This window comes from Lampropedia puyangensis, assembly GCF_004833285.1.
Taxonomy (GTDB): Bacteria; Pseudomonadota; Gammaproteobacteria; order Burkholderiales; family Burkholderiaceae_C; genus Lampropedia; species Lampropedia puyangensis.
The window spans coordinates 389,808-409,510 of sequence record NZ_STFG01000001.1; the positions used below are offsets into that span (position 1 = coordinate 389,808).

Genomic DNA, 19,703 nt, shown 5'->3' on the forward strand with positions numbered 1-19,703 from the left:
CCGCTATGCACTATTGAACTTGCAGTTCATGGCAGTTCATCAGTGTTGTTTTTGTCAGTGTGCTGCGGTGGTGAGGTTAAAGCACCACCGTATGCATGAAGTTTTGCATCATCAGTTTGGCGCATTTTCATGGATACCATTTTCGGCGTACCTCTCTCAGCCTTGCTGAGTCAGCTGCTTTTGGGGCTAGTCAATGGCTCGTTTTATGCCATCCTCAGTTTGGGGTTGGCGGTCATTTTTGGCCTGCTCAATGTGATTAACTTTGCCCATGGCGCCTTGTTCATGATGGGCGCGGTGGTGACCTGGATGGCGATGAACTATCTGGGCATTAATTACTGGGTCATGCTGCTGTTAGCACCTTTGGTAGTGGGAGCATTTGGCATGGTCATTGAGCGGCTGTTTCTGCGGTGGATTTATAAACTCGACCACATCTACGGTCTGCTGCTGACCTTGGGTTTGACATTGTTGATTGAAGGCGCATTCCGCTCGGCATATGGTGTGTCTGGCTTGAGCTACAGCACACCTACCGCTTTGCAAGGCGGTATCAATTTGGGCTTCATGTTCATGCCTAAGTACCGAGCTTGGGTGGTTGTGGCATCGCTCGTTGTGTGTTTGGCCACTTGGTTTGTGATTGAGAAGACCCGCTTGGGAGCCTATTTGCGTGCAGGTACGGAAAATCCGCGACTGGTGGAGGCCTTTGGTATCAATGTGCCTTTGATGATCACATTGACGTATGGCGCGGGTGTCGCCTTGGCTGCATTTGCTGGTGTACTGGCTGCGCCGATTTACCAAGTTTCGCCGCTAATGGGGCAAAACCTCATCATCACAGTTTTTGCCGTGGTGGTGATTGGTGGCATGGGCTCCATCATGGGCTCGATTGTGACTGGCTTGCTATTGGGGGTGATTGAGGGGCTCACGCGTGTGTTCTATCCCGAGGCATCTTCCACTGTGGTGTTTGTGGTGATGGCCATTGTGCTGTTGATTCGTCCTGCCGGCTTGTTCGGTAAAGAGCATTGATTGAGCGAGGATTAAAAACGATGACTAAGAAACTCGCTACCTTTGGCTACGCTGCATTGCTGTTGGTGTTAATCGCTGCGCCATTCATGGGGGCATATCCGATCTTCATGATGAAGCTGTTTTGCTTCGCGTTGTTTGCGTGTGCGTTCAATTTGCTGTTTGGCTATACCGGCATGCTGTCATTTGGGCATGCCGCCTTTTTCGGTGGCTCTGCTTATATCGCAGGGCATGTACTGAAAGTATGGGGGGTGACCCCCGAGCTTGGGTTGCTGTTGGGCACCGCATTTGGTGCGTTGCTGGGGCTGATTGTTGGGTTTTTAGCCATTAAACGCCAAGGCATTTATTTCACGATGATTACCTTGGCTATGGCGCAAATGCTTTACTTTGTCTGGCTGCAGGCACCATTCACAGGTGGTGAAGATGGCTTGCAGGCAGTGCCACGTGGCAAGCTGTTTGGTGTGTTGGATTTGAGCAGCGATATGACTATGTACTACGTCTGTTTGGCTGTGGTGGCATTGGCTTTTCTGTTCATCATGCGGGTGGTGCATTCGCCATTTGGACACATCTTGCACAGCATTAAGGAAAATGAACCAAGAGCAACGTCGCTGGGCTATGACACCAACCGTTTCAAATTGCTGGTTTTCGTGCTTTCAGCTGCATTGTCAGGTTTGGCGGGGGCACTTAAAACCCTGGTGCTGGGGTTTGCCACGTTGAGCGATGTGCACTGGGCCATGTCTGGACATGCCGTTTTGATGACACTGGTGGGAGGTATGGGCACGATGTCGGGGCCTCTGGTGGGGGCTGTCGTTGTCGTGGCTATCGAGAACAAGGTTGGCGACTGGGGGACCTGGATTGCTTCGATTACACATATTGATTGGTTCCGCTCCTTGGGCGAGTCGGTCACCATCGTCACGGGCTTTATCTTTGTCGTGTGTGTCCTACTTTTCAGACGAGGGATCGTGGGCGAGGTGCTGCACCTGTTACGCAAAAAGGAATAACAAGCGCGGTGGCAATGCCCATTGACTCCCAAGCAGCGCAATCGCGCTGCTTTTCTTTTGGATGGCATACAAGCCTATGTGAAGTGGAATACGCCAATATGTAAACCTTGCGAGCAAGGCCTGAATACAATGTCTGCCTTTCAACATTCCTGCTGTTCATAGCGCCGTAACAGGTGTTTTGCGGCAGGTTCCAGGCGGCATGGTTTGCGCTTTGCAGCTTGGTTCAGCACTCTAAGTATGTCTCTTCCCGTTTATTCTCTGGCCGATTTTGATTACGACCTGCCCGAAGCCTTGATTGCACACCACCCAGCGCAAGAGCGCAGTGCGTCGCGTTTGCTTGATGGACGCAGTTGGCCGCCTGTTGACCGTATTTTTCGCGACTTGCCCGGCTTGCTGCGAAAAGGTGATTTACTGGTTTTTAACGATACGCAGGTGGTGAAAGCGCGTATTTTTGGTGAGAAAGCCTCAGGGGGGAAACTGGAGATTCTGATTGAACGGGTGTTGGATGAGCGGCACATTGCGGTGCATTTAAGGGTGAGTAAGAAACCGCTGCCTGGCTCGTTGATGCATTTTGCCGGGGGTTTGCGACAAGGTGGTTTTGATGCCGTGATGCAAGGGCGTTACCCCGATGCGGATGGACCTTTATTTTTGTTGCAGGTGAACGCGCCAGAGGGACAAACGCCTTGGACTTTGATGGAGCGTTTCGGGCATTTGCCGCTGCCTCCGTACATTGAGCGGCACCAGCAAGGCAACGACCCCGATGCCAAAGAAGATGCTGAGCGTTACCAAACTGTGTTTGCGCGCGAGCCCGGTGCCGTGGCGGCGCCGACGGCCGCACTGCATTTCGACGAGCCGACTTTGCAGGCCTTACAGGCACAGGGTGTTGAGCGCGCGAATATCACGTTGCATGTGGGGGCTGGAACGTTTCAACCGGTCAAGACCGAAGACCTCAGCCAGCATCGCATGCATAGCGAGTACTACCATATTCCGCAAAGTACAGTTGACGCGATCAACGCATGCAAGGCCCGCGGTGGGCGCGTGATAGCAGTGGGTACAACATCTGTGCGTACCTTGGAGTCATGGGCCAAAACAGGTCAAACACAGGGCGATACGCAAATTTTCATCACCCCGGGTTTTCGTTTTGAAGTCGTGGATGTGTTGGTTACTAATTTCCATTTGCCTAAGAGCACGTTGATGATGCTGGTCAGTGCTTTTGCCGGTTACGAGCACATCAGGCAAATCTACCAGCACGCTATTGCCCAGCAGTACCGTTTTTTCAGCTATGGCGACAGTATGCTGCTCAGCCGTTTGCAGCCAGCTTAAGGGCTGACCGGTAGCGTGCTGTAGCCACTTGCACAATCGTATCTACCCACTCGGGCTGCAACTGCACGTCTAAGCCCACGGCCCATGCTTGTGGCAACAGCGTCCAGAGTTTGACGGCGTCTTTCTCGGTACACAGCACCAAGGTGTTGGGGGCAAGCTTTTCAAGCGCAGGGGGCAACTGCTCAAATGCATAGTGATCGGGTAAGGCTACGCACGTACTTGGCGTGATGCCAGCCTGACGCAGCATCGAAAAAAATGCATTCGGCTTGGCAATGCCCGCGACTGCAATGATTGGGCCTTGGTGCTCAGACGCCGACTGCAAGGGCTTTTGCTGCTGCAAGCCGTTGCGCATTGACGGCGCGAGGCTTCTGGACAATGGCCAATATGGAGGGGGTGGTTCAGGCATGGGCAGTGCGGCCGCTGCGCTATTTGCATGGAGCGTTTGCAGGATGGCGTCGACAGGCCGCGGCCACGTTTCACGTAATGGGCCTGCGGGTAGCAATTTGCCATTACCCATGCCCCAGTGTGGAAAAACGCACAGTTCAAAGTCGCGTTCTAAGGCCCAGTGTTGCAGCCCATCGTCACACACAATGAGGTCTGTTTGTGGATAGGCGGCCAAGAGGGCTTGACCCGCTTCGGCGCGTGATGTGGCAACAAAAACGGCTGCACCTGTTGCTTGTTTGATCAATAAAGGTTCATCGCCAACGTCAGCGGCATGACTGCTTGTGGTCACTTCCAGGCACTGCGAGTTGCTGCGGCCATAGCCGCGCGAGATGATGCCTACTTGGAGCTGGCGCTGTTGCAAAGCCAAGGTCAGTGCCATCGTTACAGGCGTTTTTCCAGCGCCTCCAGCCACCACGTTGCCTACTACTACCGTTGGGGCTTGCAAACGCACGCGCGTGCGTTGACCACTCAAGTAGGCGGAGCGGCGTTGTGTACTGAGGTAGCTGTAGAGTGCGGAAAGAGGGCGCAGAAATACGTCGGCAACATGGGCTTTGGCGCAGGGGGTTTGCCAACGCTCTTCGAGTTGCTTAAGCCAATAAGGCATAGACCAATGCGCATGCGGGAGTGCACCGACGGCCCGTCTGCAGGCGGGCGCATTGAGGTGTAAAGGCAGGTATGGCAAGCATGTAAATGTGCATCACGAGCCAGAAATGGTTTGGGTTGCAAACGTCACCCGGGCTAAACCGACGTTGCGCGCTGCCTCCATGATCGACACTACGGATTGGTGGGAAGCCATGCCATCTGCACTGATGACTAGGACAGCTTCTGGCTTGCCTGTTGCGGCCTGGCGTAAATGCGTAGCCAGTTGTGATGGGGTTGACGCACCAATGACTTGGCCGTCAATCGCATAGTGCCCAGCCGAGTCTAGAGAGACGGTGATCTCTTGGGGTCTTTCTTTGAGTTGCTCGGCATTGGCTAACGGCAGGTTCAACTGCAATTCATTGAAGCGGCTATAGGTTGTGGTGAGCATCAGAAAAATCAGAATCACCAGCAGCACATCAATGAACGGAATCAGGTTGATTTCCGGCTCGGTGCCTGACTGTGAATTTTGGAATTTCATTGTTGCAGGCCTTTGAGGTGCTTGAGAAAGCTTTCACTGGCCACTTCCATTTCCAGTACGTACTGGTCTACGCGGCTGCGGAAGTAACGCCAGAAAATCAACGCAGGGATGGCCACAATCAAACCAAAAGCAGTGTTGTAGAGAGCAATCGAAATACCATGCGCTAACTTGCCTGGGTCGCCTTGGATGACGCCTGCGTCAATGCTGCCTTGCGAAGCAAAAATGGCGATCATGCCGATGACCGTACCAAGCAAACCCAATAGGGGGGCGGCAGAGGCAATGGTGGCCAGTGGTTGCAAAAATGTATTGAGTTTGGCCACCACCAAGCGTCCGCGGTTTTGCATGGCTTGGCGCAAGTCTTCCTCAGAAGCATTGGGCTTGTTTTTCAACGTGCGCAGCCCGCTGGCCAGTACCTCTCCGAGCGCAGAGTTTTGCTCCAGCTTATCAATCACATCGGTGGATGGAATGGATTTGGAGGAGGCCGTTTGGGCATCGTCAAGCAACCCCGCTGGCACGACTGCTGCACGTTTGAGGCTGTAAAAGCGCTCGGCAACGATAGCAAGGGCAATGATGGAGCAGAGAATCAGTGGCCAGATGGGCCAGCCTGCAGCTTGAATAATGGAAAACAAGGAAGACTCCTGAATCAAAAAAGTTGCCAAAATGAACGGGCCAATTATGGCCCAGCAGGTTCTCTTGCCCAATCAAAAGCAGTGCAATGCAGAGCAGTAAACACAAACAATGCTTGCCTTTGTCGGGACCGCAATCTATCGGTGCAACAAAGAACGTGTTTAGGATCACCGCACAGTCGCGCAAGACTCCAAAAAAGAGGCCGTGCAAGGCGCTTGTTGCTGCGCATCGTATCTTTTTGGACTCCAACGTGGTCTGCGTGGAGACCGTGATCACGTTCTTACCGCATAGATCTGTCACTCATCATTCGTCGTTTGCGACCCAATCGATCAGCTTGTCAAATGCCGGGCTGCGTGCAGATGCGGCATTGGCATCGTTGACGATTGCCACCAGCACATAGCGTTTGCCGCTGTTGGCGTGTACGTAGCCAGCAATTGCATTCACATTTTGCAGTGAACCGGTTTTGATGTGTGCAGAACCTGTGGCCCGACTGCGACGCATCGTGCCATCGACACCCACAGCAGGCAGTGAGGCCAGTAATTCGGGCATGACTGCTGAGTGCCATGCCTGTGTGAGCATCGTCCCCATAGCGTGGGCTGTGACGCGTGCCGTGCGGCTCAAGCCTGAGCCGTTGTCAATGATCAGGCTACCGGCTGGATTGCCCACTTTGCGGACCCACCACTGTTCAATGGCTGCCTGTGCGGCCTCATACGTCATGGCCTGGCCGCGCCCACCAACACTGCCTTGGGCCAGAAAGACATGGTCTGCCATCACATTGTTGCTGTACTTATTGACGTCGCGTACGATCTCTGTGAGCGACAGAGACGGCTCTGTGAGCAGGGGCGCCAGCCCTGCAGGCGTGACACCAGCATGTACCGAACCTGTGAGACTGCCACCCATTTCACGCCACATGCCTTCGACTGCCTTATTCGCGAAAACTACAGGATCGGGATAGGCCACAGCCCAATTCAATTCTCCACATGCGGCCGGGTAACTTCCCGCCATTGACCATTGGCCGCTCTGGCTGGCATCAAGTTGGAGTTGGTTGCGCCAATTGGTTGGGCAGTTCTTACTCTTGGTATTCAATGGCACACTAGTGGGTACAGACAGGTGGGCCATGGGGGGCGAAAGCTGCACATGGGCCAGGCCTTGGGAGGTATCGGGCACAAACCGCATCACGACTGATTTGAAATTCAGCAACAGGGCGTCAGGTGCGGCGTTGTAGGGGCGAAGTGGCTCATCGTCAAAGGCGGCTGGATTGTGTGCGGGAAGCACGAAAGCACTTCGATCAAGCACGATGTCGCCCACAATCACCTTGATGCCTCTCTGTTGCAATTGGCGCAGCAATGCCCAGAGTCGCTCCATTACCAATTTTGGATCTCCTCCGCCTTGGATGTAGAGGTTGCCCCTGAGGCTGCCTTCGCTGATCGGCCCATCCGTGTAGATGCGGGTGTGCCACGTATAGGCTGGGCCCAGACGATCGAGGGCCGCATAAGTGGTCACCAGTTTCATGGTGGAAGCGGGACTGACCAGCGCGTCTGCTTGGTAGTTCACGCGCGGGGGGCGGTTGTCATCCACGCTTTGCACCCATACGGACGCGGAGGTCAGCGGGATTTTTGCCTTGGTCAGTGCTGTACTGAAGACTTCTGGGAGGGCCGTTGCTGTACTGGGCGCATTGATGGAGTGACTCGTCGCTGTTGCTGTCGCTTGTGCCCATGCTGACGTAGGTACGCAGGTCAACACGACCGCCTGCATGATGGCATTGGCTGCAACGATGGCGAGTGCCTTGCGAGGCGCGCAAGGACCCTGAGAAGAAAGGGCGGGCAAGAACAATGGCATGGAGGATCGGTTCATAATGGCGCTACGCAGGCTAAGTGGTCTTACTGCAATAGCGAGCACAACAGGGCAAAAGTACACAACACAGCTGCGATTGCGATAATGGACATTTTTCCTTGCATGTAGGGCCGTCAGGGCGCGCAAGAGGCTAAAGCACAAGAGCATATTGTGCAGCGACTTTTCGCACTTGTGCGCATCTGCGAATGGGCGCGTTGTTTGTGCATCCAGTTGCGTCGCCCATTGAATGCTGTATTGCTTTTTCCTGTGCTCCTCGCTCCTTTTCTTTATGTTGATACTTTGATGCGATTGCTAGCGTTTGATACCAGTACCGATGTGCTTTCCATGGCGGTGCAAAACGACGATTGGACTCGACACCTTGAGTTGGCTGGGGGCGCCAAGTCCTCCAAAGTGCTGCTGCCGCAGTGTATGGAGCTGCTGGCGCAAGCGCAGCTTGGGCTCGCCCAGTTGGACGCTGTGGTATATGGTTGTGGCCCGGGGGCTTTTACAGGTTTGCGCACCAGTTGCGCTGCTGCGCAAGGGCTGGCGTGGGGCAGTGGCATTCAGGCGGTGGCGGTCGATTCTTTGCTGGCCATTGCTGAAGGTGCGCGTCTGGCACAGGGGGTTGAGCGCGTAGTTGCAGTATTGGATGCCCGGATGCAGGAGGTGTATGCAGCGCCTTTTCGTTGGCTTGGCGCGCAGGCTGGCTGGATTCGGGAGGCTGACATCACCGCCATGGCGCCAGCCGCGGTTCAAGTGCCTGAAGGCTATGTGTTGGCAGGCAATGCGTTTTCTGTCTACCCAGCGGCGTTTGAGCGTTTTGCTTCGGCAGGCTTATTGCACCCGCAATGGCCACAGGCTTTGGCCATGTTATCCCTTGCACCAGCCTTGATTGCGGCAGGCCATTTGCACAATCCGCAGGAAATTGCTCCGTTGTATATTCGCGACAAAGTGGCTCAAACGACGCAGGAAAGAATGGCGGCTAAGTTAAGCGAGAGCAAGCGATAAAACATAGGTTGCGAGAACCCAGCGCGTTCATCGATGCGGCTAATGATGGCCTATGGATGGTATGCCAGACGCAAAAAAAGCAGGGCTTGCCCTGCTTTAATGGTCTGAATGGAGAGGCACCAGTAATTGACTGGTGCCAAACCCTCATGAAAACTTAACGGTAAGCGCTTTGGGCATTGACCAAATCGCTCATGACGCGGTGGTCATTCAAGGCCAGTTGCCAGAGCTGTTCATTGGCACGGGCATCGCGTTGTGACTGCAGCCATTGCTCAAGCAAGCCAGCGCCACGGCGTTGGGCATTGGGGGCCATCAAGGCAGCCACAGCAAATACGATGGCCCACAGAACCAGCCATGCAACCAAGCCTGTTGGTGAAATCAATGCGTTCGCCAATACGACGGCTGCAGCCAAAATCCCGGCGTAGGCCAAGCGAGAGTTGTGAATGTGGTTAGCAATAAAGCCCAAACCTTTGGAGACGCGATTCAAACCCTCGTGCTCTGCGGCTGGATGGGAAGAAACGATTGCGGTCATGATGTGATCCTGTATTCCAAGTTTTTGCTCCTTGTGGGAGCGAGTCATTAAATGTGCGATGGCCGAATATTAGGGTTTGCCCTATATCTATTCAAATTTATTTATTGAATTAATAATATTCATGTTGTGAATGTTTGATGGCGGCTGTACATCATTGCAGTCTGCCTTTGACGTTTTTTCTCGGTTAAAGAAGGGAAAAATGGCATGGCCAGTTTTGAGCATTTGGATCTGAACTTGCTGCGGGTATTCGATGTGGTGATGCAAGAGCGTTCTCTGACAAAAGCGGCTGAGCGTTTGCATGTCACGCAACCCGCGGTGAGCAATGCCATTCGTCGCCTGAAAGAGGCGCTGCATGATGAGTTGTTTTTCCGTTCAGGACACGGCATTGAACCCACTGCTCGGGCCATTGAGTTGTGGGCCACAGTACACCAGGCTTTGGTGGATTTGGGGGATGCCATTGAGCCAGAGAGTTTTAATCCGGCCCATTCTGAGCATGTGTTTCATCTCGGCATGATTGATGCAACCGCGGCGCGTTTGCTGCCCCCTTTGGCGCAAATACAAATGCGCGAGGCGCCCGATATTCAGGTGCACGTAACCGCATTGCTCAGCCGCGATCCGCGGGTGCTGCTGGATGAAGGTGAGATTGATGTGGCTGTGGGCTATTTTCCAGCGGTGCAGGCGGATCTGACGGCCAGGGCGCAAAGTGATGCCACTGTGCAGTATGAGTCACGTTTGCTTTACCAGCGCGAGTATGTGTGCGCGATGCGCAATGAGCACCCTTTGGCGCATGATGAGATCAGCCTAGAAGACTTTTGCGCAGCGCGACATTTGGTGGTGAGCTTGTCCGGGCGGCCTTATGGCTTTATTGACGAGGCACTCTCAGGTTTGGGACTGACGCGCAAGGTAGCCATGACGGTCAACCAGTACTACACGGCGGCAAGGATCGTTGCCAAAACAGATCTGCTGACAGCGCTGCCGCGTAAATTTGTGACCACCGCAGAAATGGCCCAGGCATTGGAGATAAGAGAGCTGCCATTGCCTGTTACCCCTGTCAGTGTGCATGTACTGTGGCTGCGCGGTAACCGCCATCCGGCAGCGATTGCATGGCTGCTCGATGCCCTGCAGCGCAGTGTGCAGGCATCGCTGTAGCTTGGTTTTTTTGGGGGGATTGATTCAACCCAGTTGCTGGTAGACAGCGGTTTCAAAATCGGCAAAATGGTTTGCAACAGCAGGATCTAGAAAAGGCAGAACCTGGCTGATATAAACGCCCGCGAGGCCTTTGTGCAGATCAATCCAGAAATAACTATTGGCCAATCCCGCCCAGTTCAGGCTGCCTGCCGAGCGACCGGTTGGCAGTGCTTGCGTGTTGGTTTCAAAAGCCAATGTCCATTTGCGTGGGATGTTCGGATAGAGGTCTACATCGAGGGTCAGGGCGGGCACAGAAGACTGCATGGGCAGGACATTCAAATTGCCCATCGCATTGTGTGTCAGCCAATCGAATGCGCGTGGGCTGAGCAAGGCTTGTCCATCTACTTTTCCTGCGTTGAGGAATAAACGCAGGAATTGGGCGTAGTCTGCAGCAGTGCCATACAGGCCACCCCCACCCATCTCGAATTCTGGGTCTTGTTCGATTTGCAAATCCAAAGGCGTCAGATGGCCGTCGGTTTCACGTTGGTGAATGCTGACCAATCGCGATTGCATGTCAGGGCGCATGCGAAAAGCGGTATCTGCCATTGCGAGTGGGCCAAGCAGGCTGGACTGCAAGTGTTCGCCCAAGCGTTTTCCTGTGACTGTTTCAATGATTTTGCCTACTGGCTCAATGTTGATGCCGTAGTTCCAACGCGTGCCGGGATCAAACAGCAGTGGATTACTGAAGACGGCGTTGCTGCAGCTGATCACTCCAGGCGTTCCTGTGGCCTGTTGGAAGCGCAGGTTATCGCTACTCAAAAATTCATACCCGTAGCCTGCTGTATGCGTGAGCAAGTGCCGTAATGTGATGTCGGTGCGTGGTGCACGCAAAATGGGCTGGCCCTCAGCATCAAAGCCTTCGAGCACTTGCGCCTGACCAAGGGGCTCAAACCATTGTTTTGCAGGGGTGTCTAGGCTCAACAACCCTGCATCAATCAATTGCACGGCTGCGGTGCTAGTCAAGGCCTTGGTCATGGAGGCAATCCATGCGACCGAGTCGACTTGCATCGGACTGTTCTGGTCGCCTATACGGCGCGTGCCAAAAGCATTGGCATAGCGGTCGCCATGGGCGTCTGTTACAACGGCTGCAACACCGGGAATACGTCCTTGTTCAATGGGGCCGCGCAGAATGGCGTCTAAGCTGGCAGAAGGCATGTTGTCTCCGATTTTTTTAATGAAATGTCATCGTAAACAATGCTTCTACCTTATGCAAGCAGCGCGAAAGGCGCAATTTTTTTACTGAATGCGCTCGGACGCCGGAGCAGCATGCGGCGCGAATATCTGCGCGACATCGATGGCATCAAAGTGGTATTGCGCACCACAAAATTCACAACCGACTTCGATGGGCTTTTCCTCTTCAAGCATATCGGTCACTTCTGCTTGCCCTAGGCCACGCAGCATGTTTGTCACACGCTCGCGATCACATTGGCAACCAAAGTGTGGCATGAGTCCCTGAGTGTCCACGCCCGAGACGGTTTCTTCCCAAAATAAGCGCCGCAGGATGGTGTTGGTGTCCAACTCCAGCAGTTCTTTCTCGGTCAGGCTGCTTGCCAGGGTGGCGATGCGGTTGAAGTCTTCGTTGTGGCCCAATTGGTCCTGCTCTTCCGTATTGTGCTGGGCACCAGCCAGGTTGCCTTCGCCTTTGACGGGAATGCGTTGGATCATCAGGCCTGCGGCGACTTGGTCGTTGGCTGCCAGTACCAGAACCGTGTCGAGCTGCTCGGATTGCTGCATGTATTGCTGCAAAATGGCTGCCAGTGACGGCAGGGTTTGGCCATTTTCGTCCATCAGGGAGACGATACCTTGGTACGGTTGGTAGCCAGGCCGTTTTTCATCGGCATCGAGGGTGATGGCGCAGCGCCCTTGGCCATGCACATTGAAGAGGCTTTCGATGCTGGCATCGGTTGCGATGTTGTCTTTCTGACTTGGCGCGAGTTGTGCGGTAGCACGCAAACGCAAATCCGATTTGATTTCTGCCACCGCCAATCGTACCGGCCCGTCGCCTTGAATTTGCAGCACCAAAGCGCCTTCAAAATGGATGTTCGATTGCATCAGCAGGCCAGCCGCAGTCATTTGCCCCAAGATGCGACTGATGCATTCTGGGTAGGGGCCTGTTTCTGAGTTCTTGCCACGGCGTTGCAGTACTTCCTGCCATGGCGTATCAACGCGGACAATCGCACCGCGCACAGGCAGGCCATCAAACAGGAACTTCTGGATTTCAGACATGAGATGCTTTCATGGAGAGGCGCGCGCGTGGGCGTTATGCCCAGTATGCGCTGCGATCTTGTGGAGTGACCTACCGATATAAAGGCGCATCAACGAATTTCAAGGCAGGTCGCAGAACCGATATTGCGGCGTTGGCTGTGGCGCCTGACTATCGTTGACTTACGCAATAGGTTTGAGGCCTTTTTGAAAACGCTTGGCGTTGGCCACGTAATTTTTGGCACTTTGGCGCAAACCCTCTATTTCTTCTGCTGTCAGTGCGCGCACGACTTTTGCGGGGCTACCCATGATCATGCTGCCATCAGGAAACTCTTTGTTTTCCGTGATCAGGCTGCGTGCGCCCACTAAGCAGTTTTTGCCAATTTTTGCGCCATTGAGAATAACTGCGCCAATACCTACGAGGCTTTCGTCCCCAATGGTGCAGCCATGCAGCATGACTTGGTGCCCTACGGTGACATGCCGACCGATGTGCAAAGGTTTGCCAAAGTCTGCGTGCAAGACGCTGGCATCTTGAATGTTGCTGCCTTCGCCGACAGTGATTTGGTCGGTGTCACCACGGATCACACTGCCAAACCAGATTGATGCATCGGCTTCCAAAGTTACTTGGCCTAACACTGTGGCAGAGTCAGCAACCCATGCAGAGTCACTGATGGTGGGGCAGATACCGTCTAATTCAAAGATCGCCATAAAGTCTCCTAGTGTGGTGGGGTGTTGGATATGCGAAGAACAGCGGCAGCAGTGGGGCTGCTTGAAGGCAGATGCAGACCTTTTCTTCTTGCAAGTGCCAAGCATTATCGGCCAAGCGATGGCCACAATGCCCGCAGCAAGCGGCCTACAATGCGACCCCATGACCGACACTGCGACGCTCAATCCAATGCCTTTGCCTTCTTCCGAGTGGCGCACTTGCGCCTTGGCAGTGATGCAGATGGCCGATCCACTAGCCAAGGCACAAACCGCAGAGCGGTTGTACCAGCAGCGCTCCAGTCTTCAATTGGACGTTGATGCGACTCTTGCCATTCCGGTGCCTGATGCACCCACCATGCCTAGTCAATTGGCGCTGGCCGCGCATACAGATGTGGCGAGACGATCGCCAGCAACGTTGCAGGGCCGTGCGGTATTGGTGCATGCCATCGTGCACATTGAGTACAACGCCATCCATCTTGCACTCGATGCGGTGTGGCGCTTTGCGGGCATGCCTGCTTCTTATTACGAAGACTGGCTCAAAGTGGCGGCTGAAGAAGCCAAGCATTTTCAAATGCTACGCACGCAGTTGCAGTCCATGGGGTTTGACTACGGGGATTTCCCCGCCCACCAAGGTTTGTGGAGCATGTGTGAGAAAACCCGTCACGATATTTTGCCGCGCATGGCCTTGGTGCCGCGCACACTGGAGGCGCGCGGCTTGGATGCCACTCCGTTAATTCAGGAGAAGTTGCGTCAAGTCAATACCGATGATGCAAAGGCCACGGCCACCATTTTGGACACCATCTTGCGTGAAGAGGTCGGGCATGTGGCGATTGGCAATTACTGGTACCGATGGTTGTGCCACCAGCGCGGTTTGGAGCCCGTTGGGCTCTACCCTAAACTGGTCGAGCAATATGAAGCGCCGCGCCCCAAAGCACCGCTTAACCTGGATGCCCGCCGTGCGGCAGGTTTCACTGAAGAAGAATTGCAGTATCTGGAGTGGGGCAGTTAAGGCGAACCTTGTGGTATTAAACCGGCCATAACGTTACAGACTGAAGGCATGCTGCAAGCGTTGCAGTGTTAAGACCAAGACTTCTGTGTGTGCCTCTACCGTAAATCCACCCCGATGCGATTGCAGCAACGTCTGGTTGCTGGCAATCAAGCCACTTGGCACGTGAGGCTCGTGCTCAAACACATCCAGTGCCGCCCCGGCAATATGGTTGTGGTTGAGGGCCTCTTTTAAGGCGGCTTCATCGACAACACTGCCGCGGCCCACATTGATCAAGAAGCCGTCTTTGCCAAGGGCCTGAAGCACGTCAGCGCCCACCAAGTGGTGTGTGGCTGTGCCTCCGGGCAATGCAAGAAAGAGAATGTCCACCTCTGCGGCCAGCGACAACAGGTTGGTGTGATGCTGCCAGGGCAACTCCATGTGCGCGGTGCGACTGAAGTAATGCACTTGCATGTCCATGGCGTCAAGGCGCTTGGCAAGCGCCTGGCCAATGGCGCCTATCCCCGCAATGCCCGCGCGTCTGCCAGCCAGGCGCCGTACGGGTTGGCGATCTCTGCCCCATTGCATTTGGCGCACTTCCTGATCTATCAAGTGAATGCGGCGTGCCAATGCAATCATCATCCCAATGGCCAGTTCGGCCACATCTACGGCATTGATACCTGCACCAGTCAGCACTTGAATGTTGCGTCGCGCTGCTTCTGCCATGTCCACCGATTCAGCGCCTGCGCCGAGATTCAAAATCAGCGCCAAATGCGGCAGTTGATCCATCAGCTGTGCATTCACGGAGATACCTCCTGTGCTGCAGATGACGACACGGATTGTGTCTGCATGTGTGGCGAGTACGCCCGCATAGTCTGGGTTGGCATGAACATCCAGTGGCTTGAACGGTGCGGGGAGCATGGAACATAACTCTTGTGCAAGCCAGGGGCCAAGAATAGGGATATACAGAGGGGCTGATGTGTCCTGTGTCATGAAAGGGATGTGTCCGGGTTATGAGGAACGCTGGGTGGATGGAGTATGGCAACGCCGGCCATGTGTTTGGCTGGCTGCTGATTCAGAAGATGGGAAGGGCGTTGCACGGCTTATGCGGCAGTCTGGCTCGTCTTGTTTGGGTGCCCAAGCCCCATGCACATGAGTGCATGACAACTGCTGTGGTGTATTTCGCACTTCGCACTCAGTACGCAGCCCAAGCCTTTCCTTTGAGACCAAGCCAATCGCTCGCGTGTGATGGCTTTGGGTGGGCAGCACTTTCGAGAATTGGTTTTGGTATTTGGCGAGGAAGGAATATTCCGCGCCCCCGCGCCGCTTGCAGTTTTCCTGCATCAACAATGACTTCGCCACGACTGATCACGGTGCTGGGCCAGCCACGCAGCTCGCGGCCTTCATAGGGGGTGTAACCGACGTTGTCGTGCAGGTCATTCCACGTTACGGTGCGGCATTCCTGTGGGTCCCACAGTACAACGTCGGCGTCCATACCTATAGCGATGTCCCCTTTGCGGTGCTCCAGTCCGTACATTTGGGCATGGTTGGTAGCAGTCAGGCGCACAAACTGTTCGGGGCTGAGGCGGCCTGTCAGCAGCCCTTCGGAGAACAGCAGAGGCAAACGTAGCTCTAGGCCGGGTACACCATTGGCCATCTCTTTAAAGGTCGTTGCATCTCCTTTGGGAAGTTTGCCTGTAGTGTCAAACTTAAAAGGGGCATGGTCGGAGCTGTAAACACCCAATGTTCCATCGAGCAGGCCGCGCCAGACTTGCGCTTGCGCGGCTTTGTCGCGTGCGGGAGGGCTGCAGCAGAACTTGGCGCCTTCAAGTCCTTCTTGATCCATATCCTCTTGCGTCAAGAAAAGGTATTGTGGGCATGTTTCTGCATGGACTTTGCTCCCCAGTGTTCTGGCGCTGCGGATCACTTCAATCGCCTCTGGGCCAGAGATGTGCACTAACAAAATGGGAACATCAAGCAGTTTGGCCAGAGCGATAGCGCGTGCGCTTGCCTCGGTTTCGGCAATCGCATCATGGGCTACGCCGTGAAACTTGGGCGCTTTCAAACCTTTGGCCAGCAACCGCTTGGCCAGCCAACGAATGACGTCATGGTTTTCGGCGTGGATCATCACCATTGCGCCTTCGCGCCCGGCTACTTCCATGATTTCCAGTAAATGGTAGTCGTCTATTTTCAGTGCGTCATAGGTCATGTAGACTTTCAACGAGGTAATGCCTTGCGCAATCGCCCGTGGCAAATCTTCGTTGAGCATTTCCGGGGTGACTTCTGACAAAATCAAATGAAAGCCATAGTCGATGACTGCTTTTTCCGCTGCACGTTTGGCATATTCCTCAATCACGCGAGGAACATGCTGGCCCTTATGTTGTGCCGCAAACGGAATCACCGTGGTCGTACCCCCAAAGGCGGCTGAGACGGTGGCACTGTAGAAGTCATCTGCGCACATCACCCCTGTGCTGGATGCCTGTTCAATATGGGCATGGCTGTCAATGCCGCCAGGCATTACCCATTTTCCTGTCGCATCCAGGTCTTGTTTGCCAGCGGGAAGATGTTGGCTGATCGCGACGATTTTTCCGTCCGAGATACCCAGGTCAGCCATGAAGGTGGCGTGCGAGGTACTTACGCGGCCATTGCGGATGGTTAGGTCAAACGTCATGGCGTTATTTCGTGGGGAGGATTGGCAGGCTGCATTGCTTAGGCGGCGCAGCCGCAACGCAAAGGGTTAGTGGGCGTAGATTTGCGCTTCAGTGCGAAAACCTTTGACTTCGATGGGGTTGCCAAACGGGTCCAGGAAGAACATGGTCCATTGCTCACCTGGCTCGCCCTCAAAGCGCACTTGTGGTTCGAGGACGAAGGCAATGCCAGCGGCTTTGAGTCGGTCGGCCATCGCTTGCCAATCGGGGTAGAGCAAGATGATGCCGAAATGCGGCATGGGCACCATGTGTTTGCCAACCTTGCCTGTTGGCGCTGTGGCAAAAGGTTGGCCCAAGTGCAAGGAGATTTGATGACCGAAGAAATCAAAGTCCACCCAGGTGTCGGTGCTGCGCCCCTCGGTGCAGCCTAGCACTTGCCCGTAGAACTGGCGGGCAACATCCAGATCCGTGATATTGAAAGCGAAATGGAATGCGGAGGGGAGATTCATGGTTTGTCTTTCTTCGTCGTAGTGTTGGGGTTATGCCAATGCCTGAACAAGCAGCGGCATATCGACATTAGCACCGGAGAGCACGATCACTGCGCTGGCGCCATGAAGCGGCAGTTTGCCTGCAAGCAATGCCGCTAAAGCCACTGCGCCGCCCGGCTCAACCACCAATCGCAAGTCTTCCAGTGCAAAGCGCATCGCTGCCAGTACTTCATTGTCATTGACCGAAATGGCTTGGCCGAGCAGAGGCTGGTTGATCGTGAATGGCAATTGCGCAGGGGTCACGGCTTGCAAGGCATCACAAATCGATTGTGCTGACTTGGCGTTGTGCTCACGCGTTCCTGATGCAAGGGAACGCACTGTATCGTCAAATGCGGCTGGCTCGACCGCCACACGGCGAGTTCCGGGGCTAAGGGCCTGCAAAGTCAGGTTGCAGCCTGCCATCATTCCGCCACCGCCGCACGGCGCGGCAAACAAGGCAAGTTGGTTGCGCGTTGCAGCAGGCAAGTCTTGTAGTGCTTCCAAGGCCACCGTGCCTTGTGCAGCCAGTACAGCAGGCGAGTCCCCAGGAGGAATCAATGTGGCGCCTGTTTCAGCCAGCAACTGCATACCAATGGCTTCTCGGCTTTGGGTCATGCGGTCGTACTGCACAACCTTAGCCCCTTTGGCCAAAGCTTTTTGCACTTTGTTTTTTGGGGCGTCAGCTGGCATCACGATGGTGGCATTCACGTTCAGTACATCTGCGGCCCAAGCGATGGCTTGACCGTGGTTACCAGTTGAATAGGCAATGACGCCTTGCTCGCGTTGCTCTGGTGTGAGCGACAAGATCGCATTGAAGGCGCCGCGCAATTTGAATGAGCCGGTGATTTGCAAGCATTCTGGCTTTAGCCAGACTTCGCCACCGGCCATGTCGCTGAGTGATCGTGAAAACAGCAGCGGTGTGCGCCGTATATAAGGTGCAATACGGTCAGCAGCTTCTTGCACCTCGGCAAACGTAGGTACTGCCATAGGGCCAAAAAGTTCATGCTCAATACTTGTTGGTAGCAGATGGAGGGAGAGCGGGGCATTCATGATGAGTGCGCCTCGGTTTCTTCTTGTGTGGACGGCATCCATACCGCAGGCGGGGTACTGCCTGTTTGGCTGGTGATATGGGTATAGGCTTCCAGGCGGCGATGTTGCGCGAAATTGAAAATCGTGGTGCGTCCCAGTTCGCACATCGCCAGGTTGCAGTCAGCTACGACCAATTCATCATCCCAACTGGTGGCCATGGCCATGATTTCACCTTGCGGATTGACGATGATGGAGTGCCCCATCAGCTCAAAGCCATCTTCGTTGCCAGCTTTGGCCACACCGACCCCAAAGGTTGCATTTTGGTAGCAACCGGCTTGGATGGACAGTTGCGAGTGGAAGTTGCGCAGGTGGTTGGCTTCGAAGCCTCGATTTTCTTGGTTAACCGCAGGCGTGTTGTAGCCCAACATCACCAGCTCCACTTGTTGCAAACCTAACTCTCGCCATGATTCAGGCCAGCGGCGGTCGTTGCAGATCAGCATGCCCATATTGACGCCATCGACCTGGCCCACTGGTGCACGAGTGACAGGAAAGCCTAAGTTGCCTACTTCAAAGTAGCGTTTCTCAAGATGCTGCACTTTGCGAATACTGGAGAACTCTTTGTGCCCGGGCAAGTGTATTTTGCGGTACTTCAAAATGATTTCTCCGCTGGGCGCAATGACCACCGAGGTATTGAAGCGGCGTTTGCGTACTTGGCCTGTTTCGTCAGGCTCATGCGCAATCTCGGCATACCCTAAATAGCAGGTGATACCGTAGCGCTTGATCGCATCAAACAGCGGTTGCGTGGCAGCCGAAGGAAGGCTTTCTTCGTACCAGTTGTCGGCTTGGTCAAGGTCTTCGACATACCAGCGTGGGAAAAAGGTTGTGAATGCCAGTTCAGGAAAGACCACCACATTGGCGCCACGCTGGTGCGCACGTTCAACCAATCGGACCATTCGGGCGACTACTGAATCGCGACCTTCGGCTTTTTGAATTGGGCCAAGTTGGGCTGCTGCCACTGTAATAAGACGCGTCATATCCATTCATCCAAAGAGAAAACAAACAACAGGTGCAATCGGCTTGTCGCTTGCGCTCAGGACCAAGCGCATGCAGTCCAAACGAACGTCTGCACCTATGAACTCAACAAGGCTCGGCTCTGCGCCACGGGTGCTGTCCCCTGCGCGAGTTCAATGACTGGCTCGGCCAATGCCTTTCACGTCCTGCAGGGGCTGCATGTCGACTGGGGCTTTGCTCTAAAACCTGACAAGCAAATGCGCAGTAGGCTTAATGCCGCATCAATGCCGTTGATGACGGCATGGATGCGCCTGTGGGTGATGGCATCAGTCACAGAAGACATAGCCGCATGGGACGAGAAATATTCAATGGAGGAAATTTTGCGAGATATCGCGTGGCATGGAAATTGCTGAAATGTCGGTCTTGATTAACACGGCGTTAAGGATTTTTGCGTTGGCGTTTTGGAGAGTTCTACAAAACGCTAGGCCAACATCTCGCCTCTTGCTTTT

The 19,703-nt window shown here is 54.5% G+C and carries 19 protein-coding genes; 6 read left to right on the top strand and 13 right to left on the bottom strand.

Annotation, left to right across the window (positions count from 1 at the left end; translation table 11 throughout):
* Positions 1-129 precede the first annotated feature (129 nt).
* From E9531_RS01550 to queA, 3 genes are all read left to right on the top strand, one after another.
* Positions 130-1,017: a branched-chain amino acid ABC transporter permease gene (locus tag E9531_RS01550; RefSeq protein WP_136571970.1), complete on the top strand. Its 888-nt coding sequence runs from the start codon at positions 130-132 to the stop codon at positions 1,015-1,017.
* A gap of 20 nt (positions 1,018-1,037) precedes the next feature.
* The gene (locus E9531_RS01555; RefSeq protein ID WP_136571971.1) at positions 1,038-2,015 is read left to right on the top strand and encodes a branched-chain amino acid ABC transporter permease; all 978 of its coding nucleotides are present in this window, start codon (positions 1,038-1,040) and stop codon (positions 2,013-2,015) included.
* Positions 2,016-2,252: 237 nt separating this feature from the next.
* Positions 2,253-3,338, top strand: coding sequence for a tRNA preQ1(34) S-adenosylmethionine ribosyltransferase-isomerase QueA (queA, locus tag E9531_RS01560; RefSeq protein ID WP_136571972.1), 1,086 nt, complete (start codon positions 2,253-2,255; stop codon positions 3,336-3,338).
* On the opposite strand, the gene lpxK is transcribed toward queA, so the two are convergent.
* The 4 genes from lpxK to dacB form a co-directional block, all read right to left on the bottom strand.
* Positions 3,316-4,386, bottom strand: a complete 1,071-nt coding sequence (gene lpxK / locus E9531_RS01565; RefSeq protein ID WP_136571973.1) for a tetraacyldisaccharide 4'-kinase — start codon at positions 4,384-4,386, stop codon at positions 3,316-3,318. The genes queA and lpxK overlap by 23 nt on opposite strands.
* A 93-nt stretch (positions 4,387-4,479) precedes the next feature.
* Positions 4,480-4,902, bottom strand: coding sequence for an ExbD/TolR family protein (locus E9531_RS01570; protein ID WP_136571974.1), 423 nt, complete (start codon positions 4,900-4,902; stop codon positions 4,480-4,482).
* A complete protein-coding gene (locus E9531_RS01575; RefSeq protein ID WP_136571975.1) occupies positions 4,899-5,531 on the bottom strand; it encodes a MotA/TolQ/ExbB proton channel family protein in 633 nt (210 codons plus the stop codon). The genes E9531_RS01570 and E9531_RS01575 overlap by 4 nt, the downstream gene beginning before the upstream one ends.
* A 301-nt stretch (positions 5,532-5,832) precedes the next feature.
* Entirely contained in the window at positions 5,833-7,383 is a 1,551-nt protein-coding gene (dacB, locus tag E9531_RS01580) for a D-alanyl-D-alanine carboxypeptidase/D-alanyl-D-alanine endopeptidase (protein WP_244609929.1), read from the bottom strand.
* A gap of 282 nt (positions 7,384-7,665) precedes the next feature.
* On the opposite strand from dacB, the gene tsaB reads away from it, so the two are divergent.
* Positions 7,666-8,370, top strand: coding sequence for a tRNA (adenosine(37)-N6)-threonylcarbamoyltransferase complex dimerization subunit type 1 TsaB (gene tsaB / locus E9531_RS01585; RefSeq protein ID WP_136572247.1), 705 nt, complete (start codon positions 7,666-7,668; stop codon positions 8,368-8,370).
* A gap of 154 nt (positions 8,371-8,524) precedes the next feature.
* On the opposite strand, the gene E9531_RS01590 is transcribed toward tsaB, so the two are convergent.
* Positions 8,525-8,899, bottom strand: a complete 375-nt coding sequence (locus E9531_RS01590; protein WP_136571976.1) for a hypothetical protein — start codon at positions 8,897-8,899, stop codon at positions 8,525-8,527.
* A 204-nt stretch (positions 8,900-9,103) separates the two neighbouring features.
* Here E9531_RS01590 and E9531_RS01595 point away from each other — a divergent pair, with 204 nt between their 5' ends.
* Positions 9,104-10,048: a LysR family transcriptional regulator gene (locus E9531_RS01595; protein WP_136571977.1), complete on the top strand. Its 945-nt coding sequence runs from the start codon at positions 9,104-9,106 to the stop codon at positions 10,046-10,048.
* Positions 10,049-10,072: 24 nt separating this feature from the next.
* Here E9531_RS01595 and E9531_RS01600 read toward each other — a convergent pair whose 3' ends face one another.
* The 3 genes from E9531_RS01600 to E9531_RS01610 form a co-directional block, all read right to left on the bottom strand.
* Positions 10,073-11,242 carry a serine hydrolase domain-containing protein gene (locus E9531_RS01600; protein WP_136571978.1) on the bottom strand — a complete coding sequence of 390 codons (1,170 nt, stop codon included), beginning with the start codon at positions 11,240-11,242 and terminating at the stop codon, positions 10,073-10,075.
* An 81-nt stretch (positions 11,243-11,323) separates the two neighbouring features.
* On the bottom strand, positions 11,324-12,313 hold the full coding sequence (gene hslO / locus E9531_RS01605) for an Hsp33 family molecular chaperone HslO (protein WP_136571979.1): 990 nt from the start codon (positions 12,311-12,313) through the stop codon (positions 11,324-11,326).
* A 159-nt stretch (positions 12,314-12,472) separates the two neighbouring features.
* Entirely contained in the window at positions 12,473-12,997 is a 525-nt protein-coding gene (locus tag E9531_RS01610; RefSeq protein WP_136571980.1) for a gamma carbonic anhydrase family protein, read from the bottom strand.
* Between the two features lie 160 nt (positions 12,998-13,157).
* Between E9531_RS01610 and E9531_RS01615 the strand changes: the two genes are divergently transcribed.
* Positions 13,158-14,003, top strand: coding sequence for a ferritin-like domain-containing protein (locus tag E9531_RS01615; RefSeq protein ID WP_244609930.1), 846 nt, complete (start codon positions 13,158-13,160; stop codon positions 14,001-14,003).
* 33 nt (positions 14,004-14,036) lie between these two features.
* On the opposite strand, the gene E9531_RS01620 is transcribed toward E9531_RS01615, so the two are convergent.
* The 5 genes from E9531_RS01620 to E9531_RS01640 all read right to left on the bottom strand — a co-directional run bounded on the left by E9531_RS01620 (position 14,037) and on the right by E9531_RS01640 (position 19,217).
* The gene (locus E9531_RS01620; protein ID WP_136571981.1) at positions 14,037-14,972 is read right to left on the bottom strand and encodes an NAD(P)-dependent oxidoreductase; all 936 of its coding nucleotides are present in this window, start codon (positions 14,970-14,972) and stop codon (positions 14,037-14,039) included.
* Positions 14,973-15,174: 202 nt separating this feature from the next.
* Positions 15,175-16,650 (bottom strand): dihydropyrimidinase, encoded by a 1,476-nt coding sequence (gene hydA, locus E9531_RS01625; protein WP_136571982.1) that lies wholly within the window; start codon positions 16,648-16,650, stop codon positions 15,175-15,177.
* Between the two features lie 66 nt (positions 16,651-16,716).
* The gene (locus E9531_RS01630; protein WP_136571983.1) at positions 16,717-17,136 is read right to left on the bottom strand and encodes a VOC family protein; all 420 of its coding nucleotides are present in this window, start codon (positions 17,134-17,136) and stop codon (positions 16,717-16,719) included.
* 30 nt (positions 17,137-17,166) lie between these two features.
* The gene (locus E9531_RS01635) at positions 17,167-18,204 is read right to left on the bottom strand and encodes a threonine/serine dehydratase family protein (protein ID WP_244609931.1); all 1,038 of its coding nucleotides are present in this window, start codon (positions 18,202-18,204) and stop codon (positions 17,167-17,169) included.
* Positions 18,201-19,217 (bottom strand): N-carbamoyl-D-amino-acid hydrolase, encoded by a 1,017-nt coding sequence (locus E9531_RS01640; RefSeq protein WP_136571984.1) that lies wholly within the window; start codon positions 19,215-19,217, stop codon positions 18,201-18,203. Before E9531_RS01640 ends, E9531_RS01635 begins: the two co-directional genes overlap by 4 nt.
* Between the last annotated feature and the right edge of the window lie 486 nt (positions 19,218-19,703).

Excerpts from the sequence above, each read along its gene's own strand:
- E9531_RS01555 (WP_136571971.1), top strand. The coding sequence starts at position 1,038 with ATGACTAAGAAACTCGCTACCTTTGGCTACGCTGCATTGCTGTTGGTG.
- E9531_RS01590 (WP_136571976.1), bottom strand. The coding sequence starts at position 8,899 with ATGACCGCAATCGTTTCTTCCCATCCAGCCGCAGAGCACGAGGGTTTG.
- E9531_RS01610 (WP_136571980.1), bottom strand. The coding sequence starts at position 12,997 with ATGGCGATCTTTGAATTAGACGGTATCTGCCCCACCATCAGTGACTCT.
- hslO (WP_136571979.1), bottom strand. The coding sequence starts at position 12,313 with ATGTCTGAAATCCAGAAGTTCCTGTTTGATGGCCTGCCTGTGCGCGGT.
- E9531_RS01640 (WP_136571984.1), bottom strand. The coding sequence starts at position 19,217 with ATGACGCGTCTTATTACAGTGGCAGCAGCCCAACTTGGCCCAATTCAA.
- E9531_RS01570 (WP_136571974.1), bottom strand. The coding sequence starts at position 4,902 with ATGAAATTCCAAAATTCACAGTCAGGCACCGAGCCGGAAATCAACCTG.
- E9531_RS01615 (WP_244609930.1), top strand. The coding sequence starts at position 13,158 with ATGACCGACACTGCGACGCTCAATCCAATGCCTTTGCCTTCTTCCGAG.
- queA (WP_136571972.1), top strand. The coding sequence starts at position 2,253 with ATGTCTCTTCCCGTTTATTCTCTGGCCGATTTTGATTACGACCTGCCC.
- tsaB (WP_136572247.1), top strand. The coding sequence starts at position 7,666 with ATGCGATTGCTAGCGTTTGATACCAGTACCGATGTGCTTTCCATGGCG.
- hydA (WP_136571982.1), bottom strand. The coding sequence starts at position 16,650 with ATGACGTTTGACCTAACCATCCGCAATGGCCGCGTAAGTACCTCGCAC.
- E9531_RS01600 (WP_136571978.1), bottom strand. The coding sequence starts at position 11,242 with ATGCCTTCTGCCAGCTTAGACGCCATTCTGCGCGGCCCCATTGAACAA.
- lpxK (WP_136571973.1), bottom strand. The coding sequence starts at position 4,386 with ATGCCTTATTGGCTTAAGCAACTCGAAGAGCGTTGGCAAACCCCCTGC.
- E9531_RS01635 (WP_244609931.1), bottom strand. The coding sequence starts at position 18,204 with ATGAATGCCCCGCTCTCCCTCCATCTGCTACCAACAAGTATTGAGCAT.
- E9531_RS01550 (WP_136571970.1), top strand. The coding sequence starts at position 130 with ATGGATACCATTTTCGGCGTACCTCTCTCAGCCTTGCTGAGTCAGCTG.
- dacB (WP_244609929.1), bottom strand. The coding sequence starts at position 7,383 with ATGAACCGATCCTCCATGCCATTGTTCTTGCCCGCCCTTTCTTCTCAG.
- E9531_RS01595 (WP_136571977.1), top strand. The coding sequence starts at position 9,104 with ATGGCCAGTTTTGAGCATTTGGATCTGAACTTGCTGCGGGTATTCGAT.
- E9531_RS01620 (WP_136571981.1), bottom strand. The coding sequence starts at position 14,972 with ATGACACAGGACACATCAGCCCCTCTGTATATCCCTATTCTTGGCCCC.
- E9531_RS01630 (WP_136571983.1), bottom strand. The coding sequence starts at position 17,136 with ATGAATCTCCCCTCCGCATTCCATTTCGCTTTCAATATCACGGATCTG.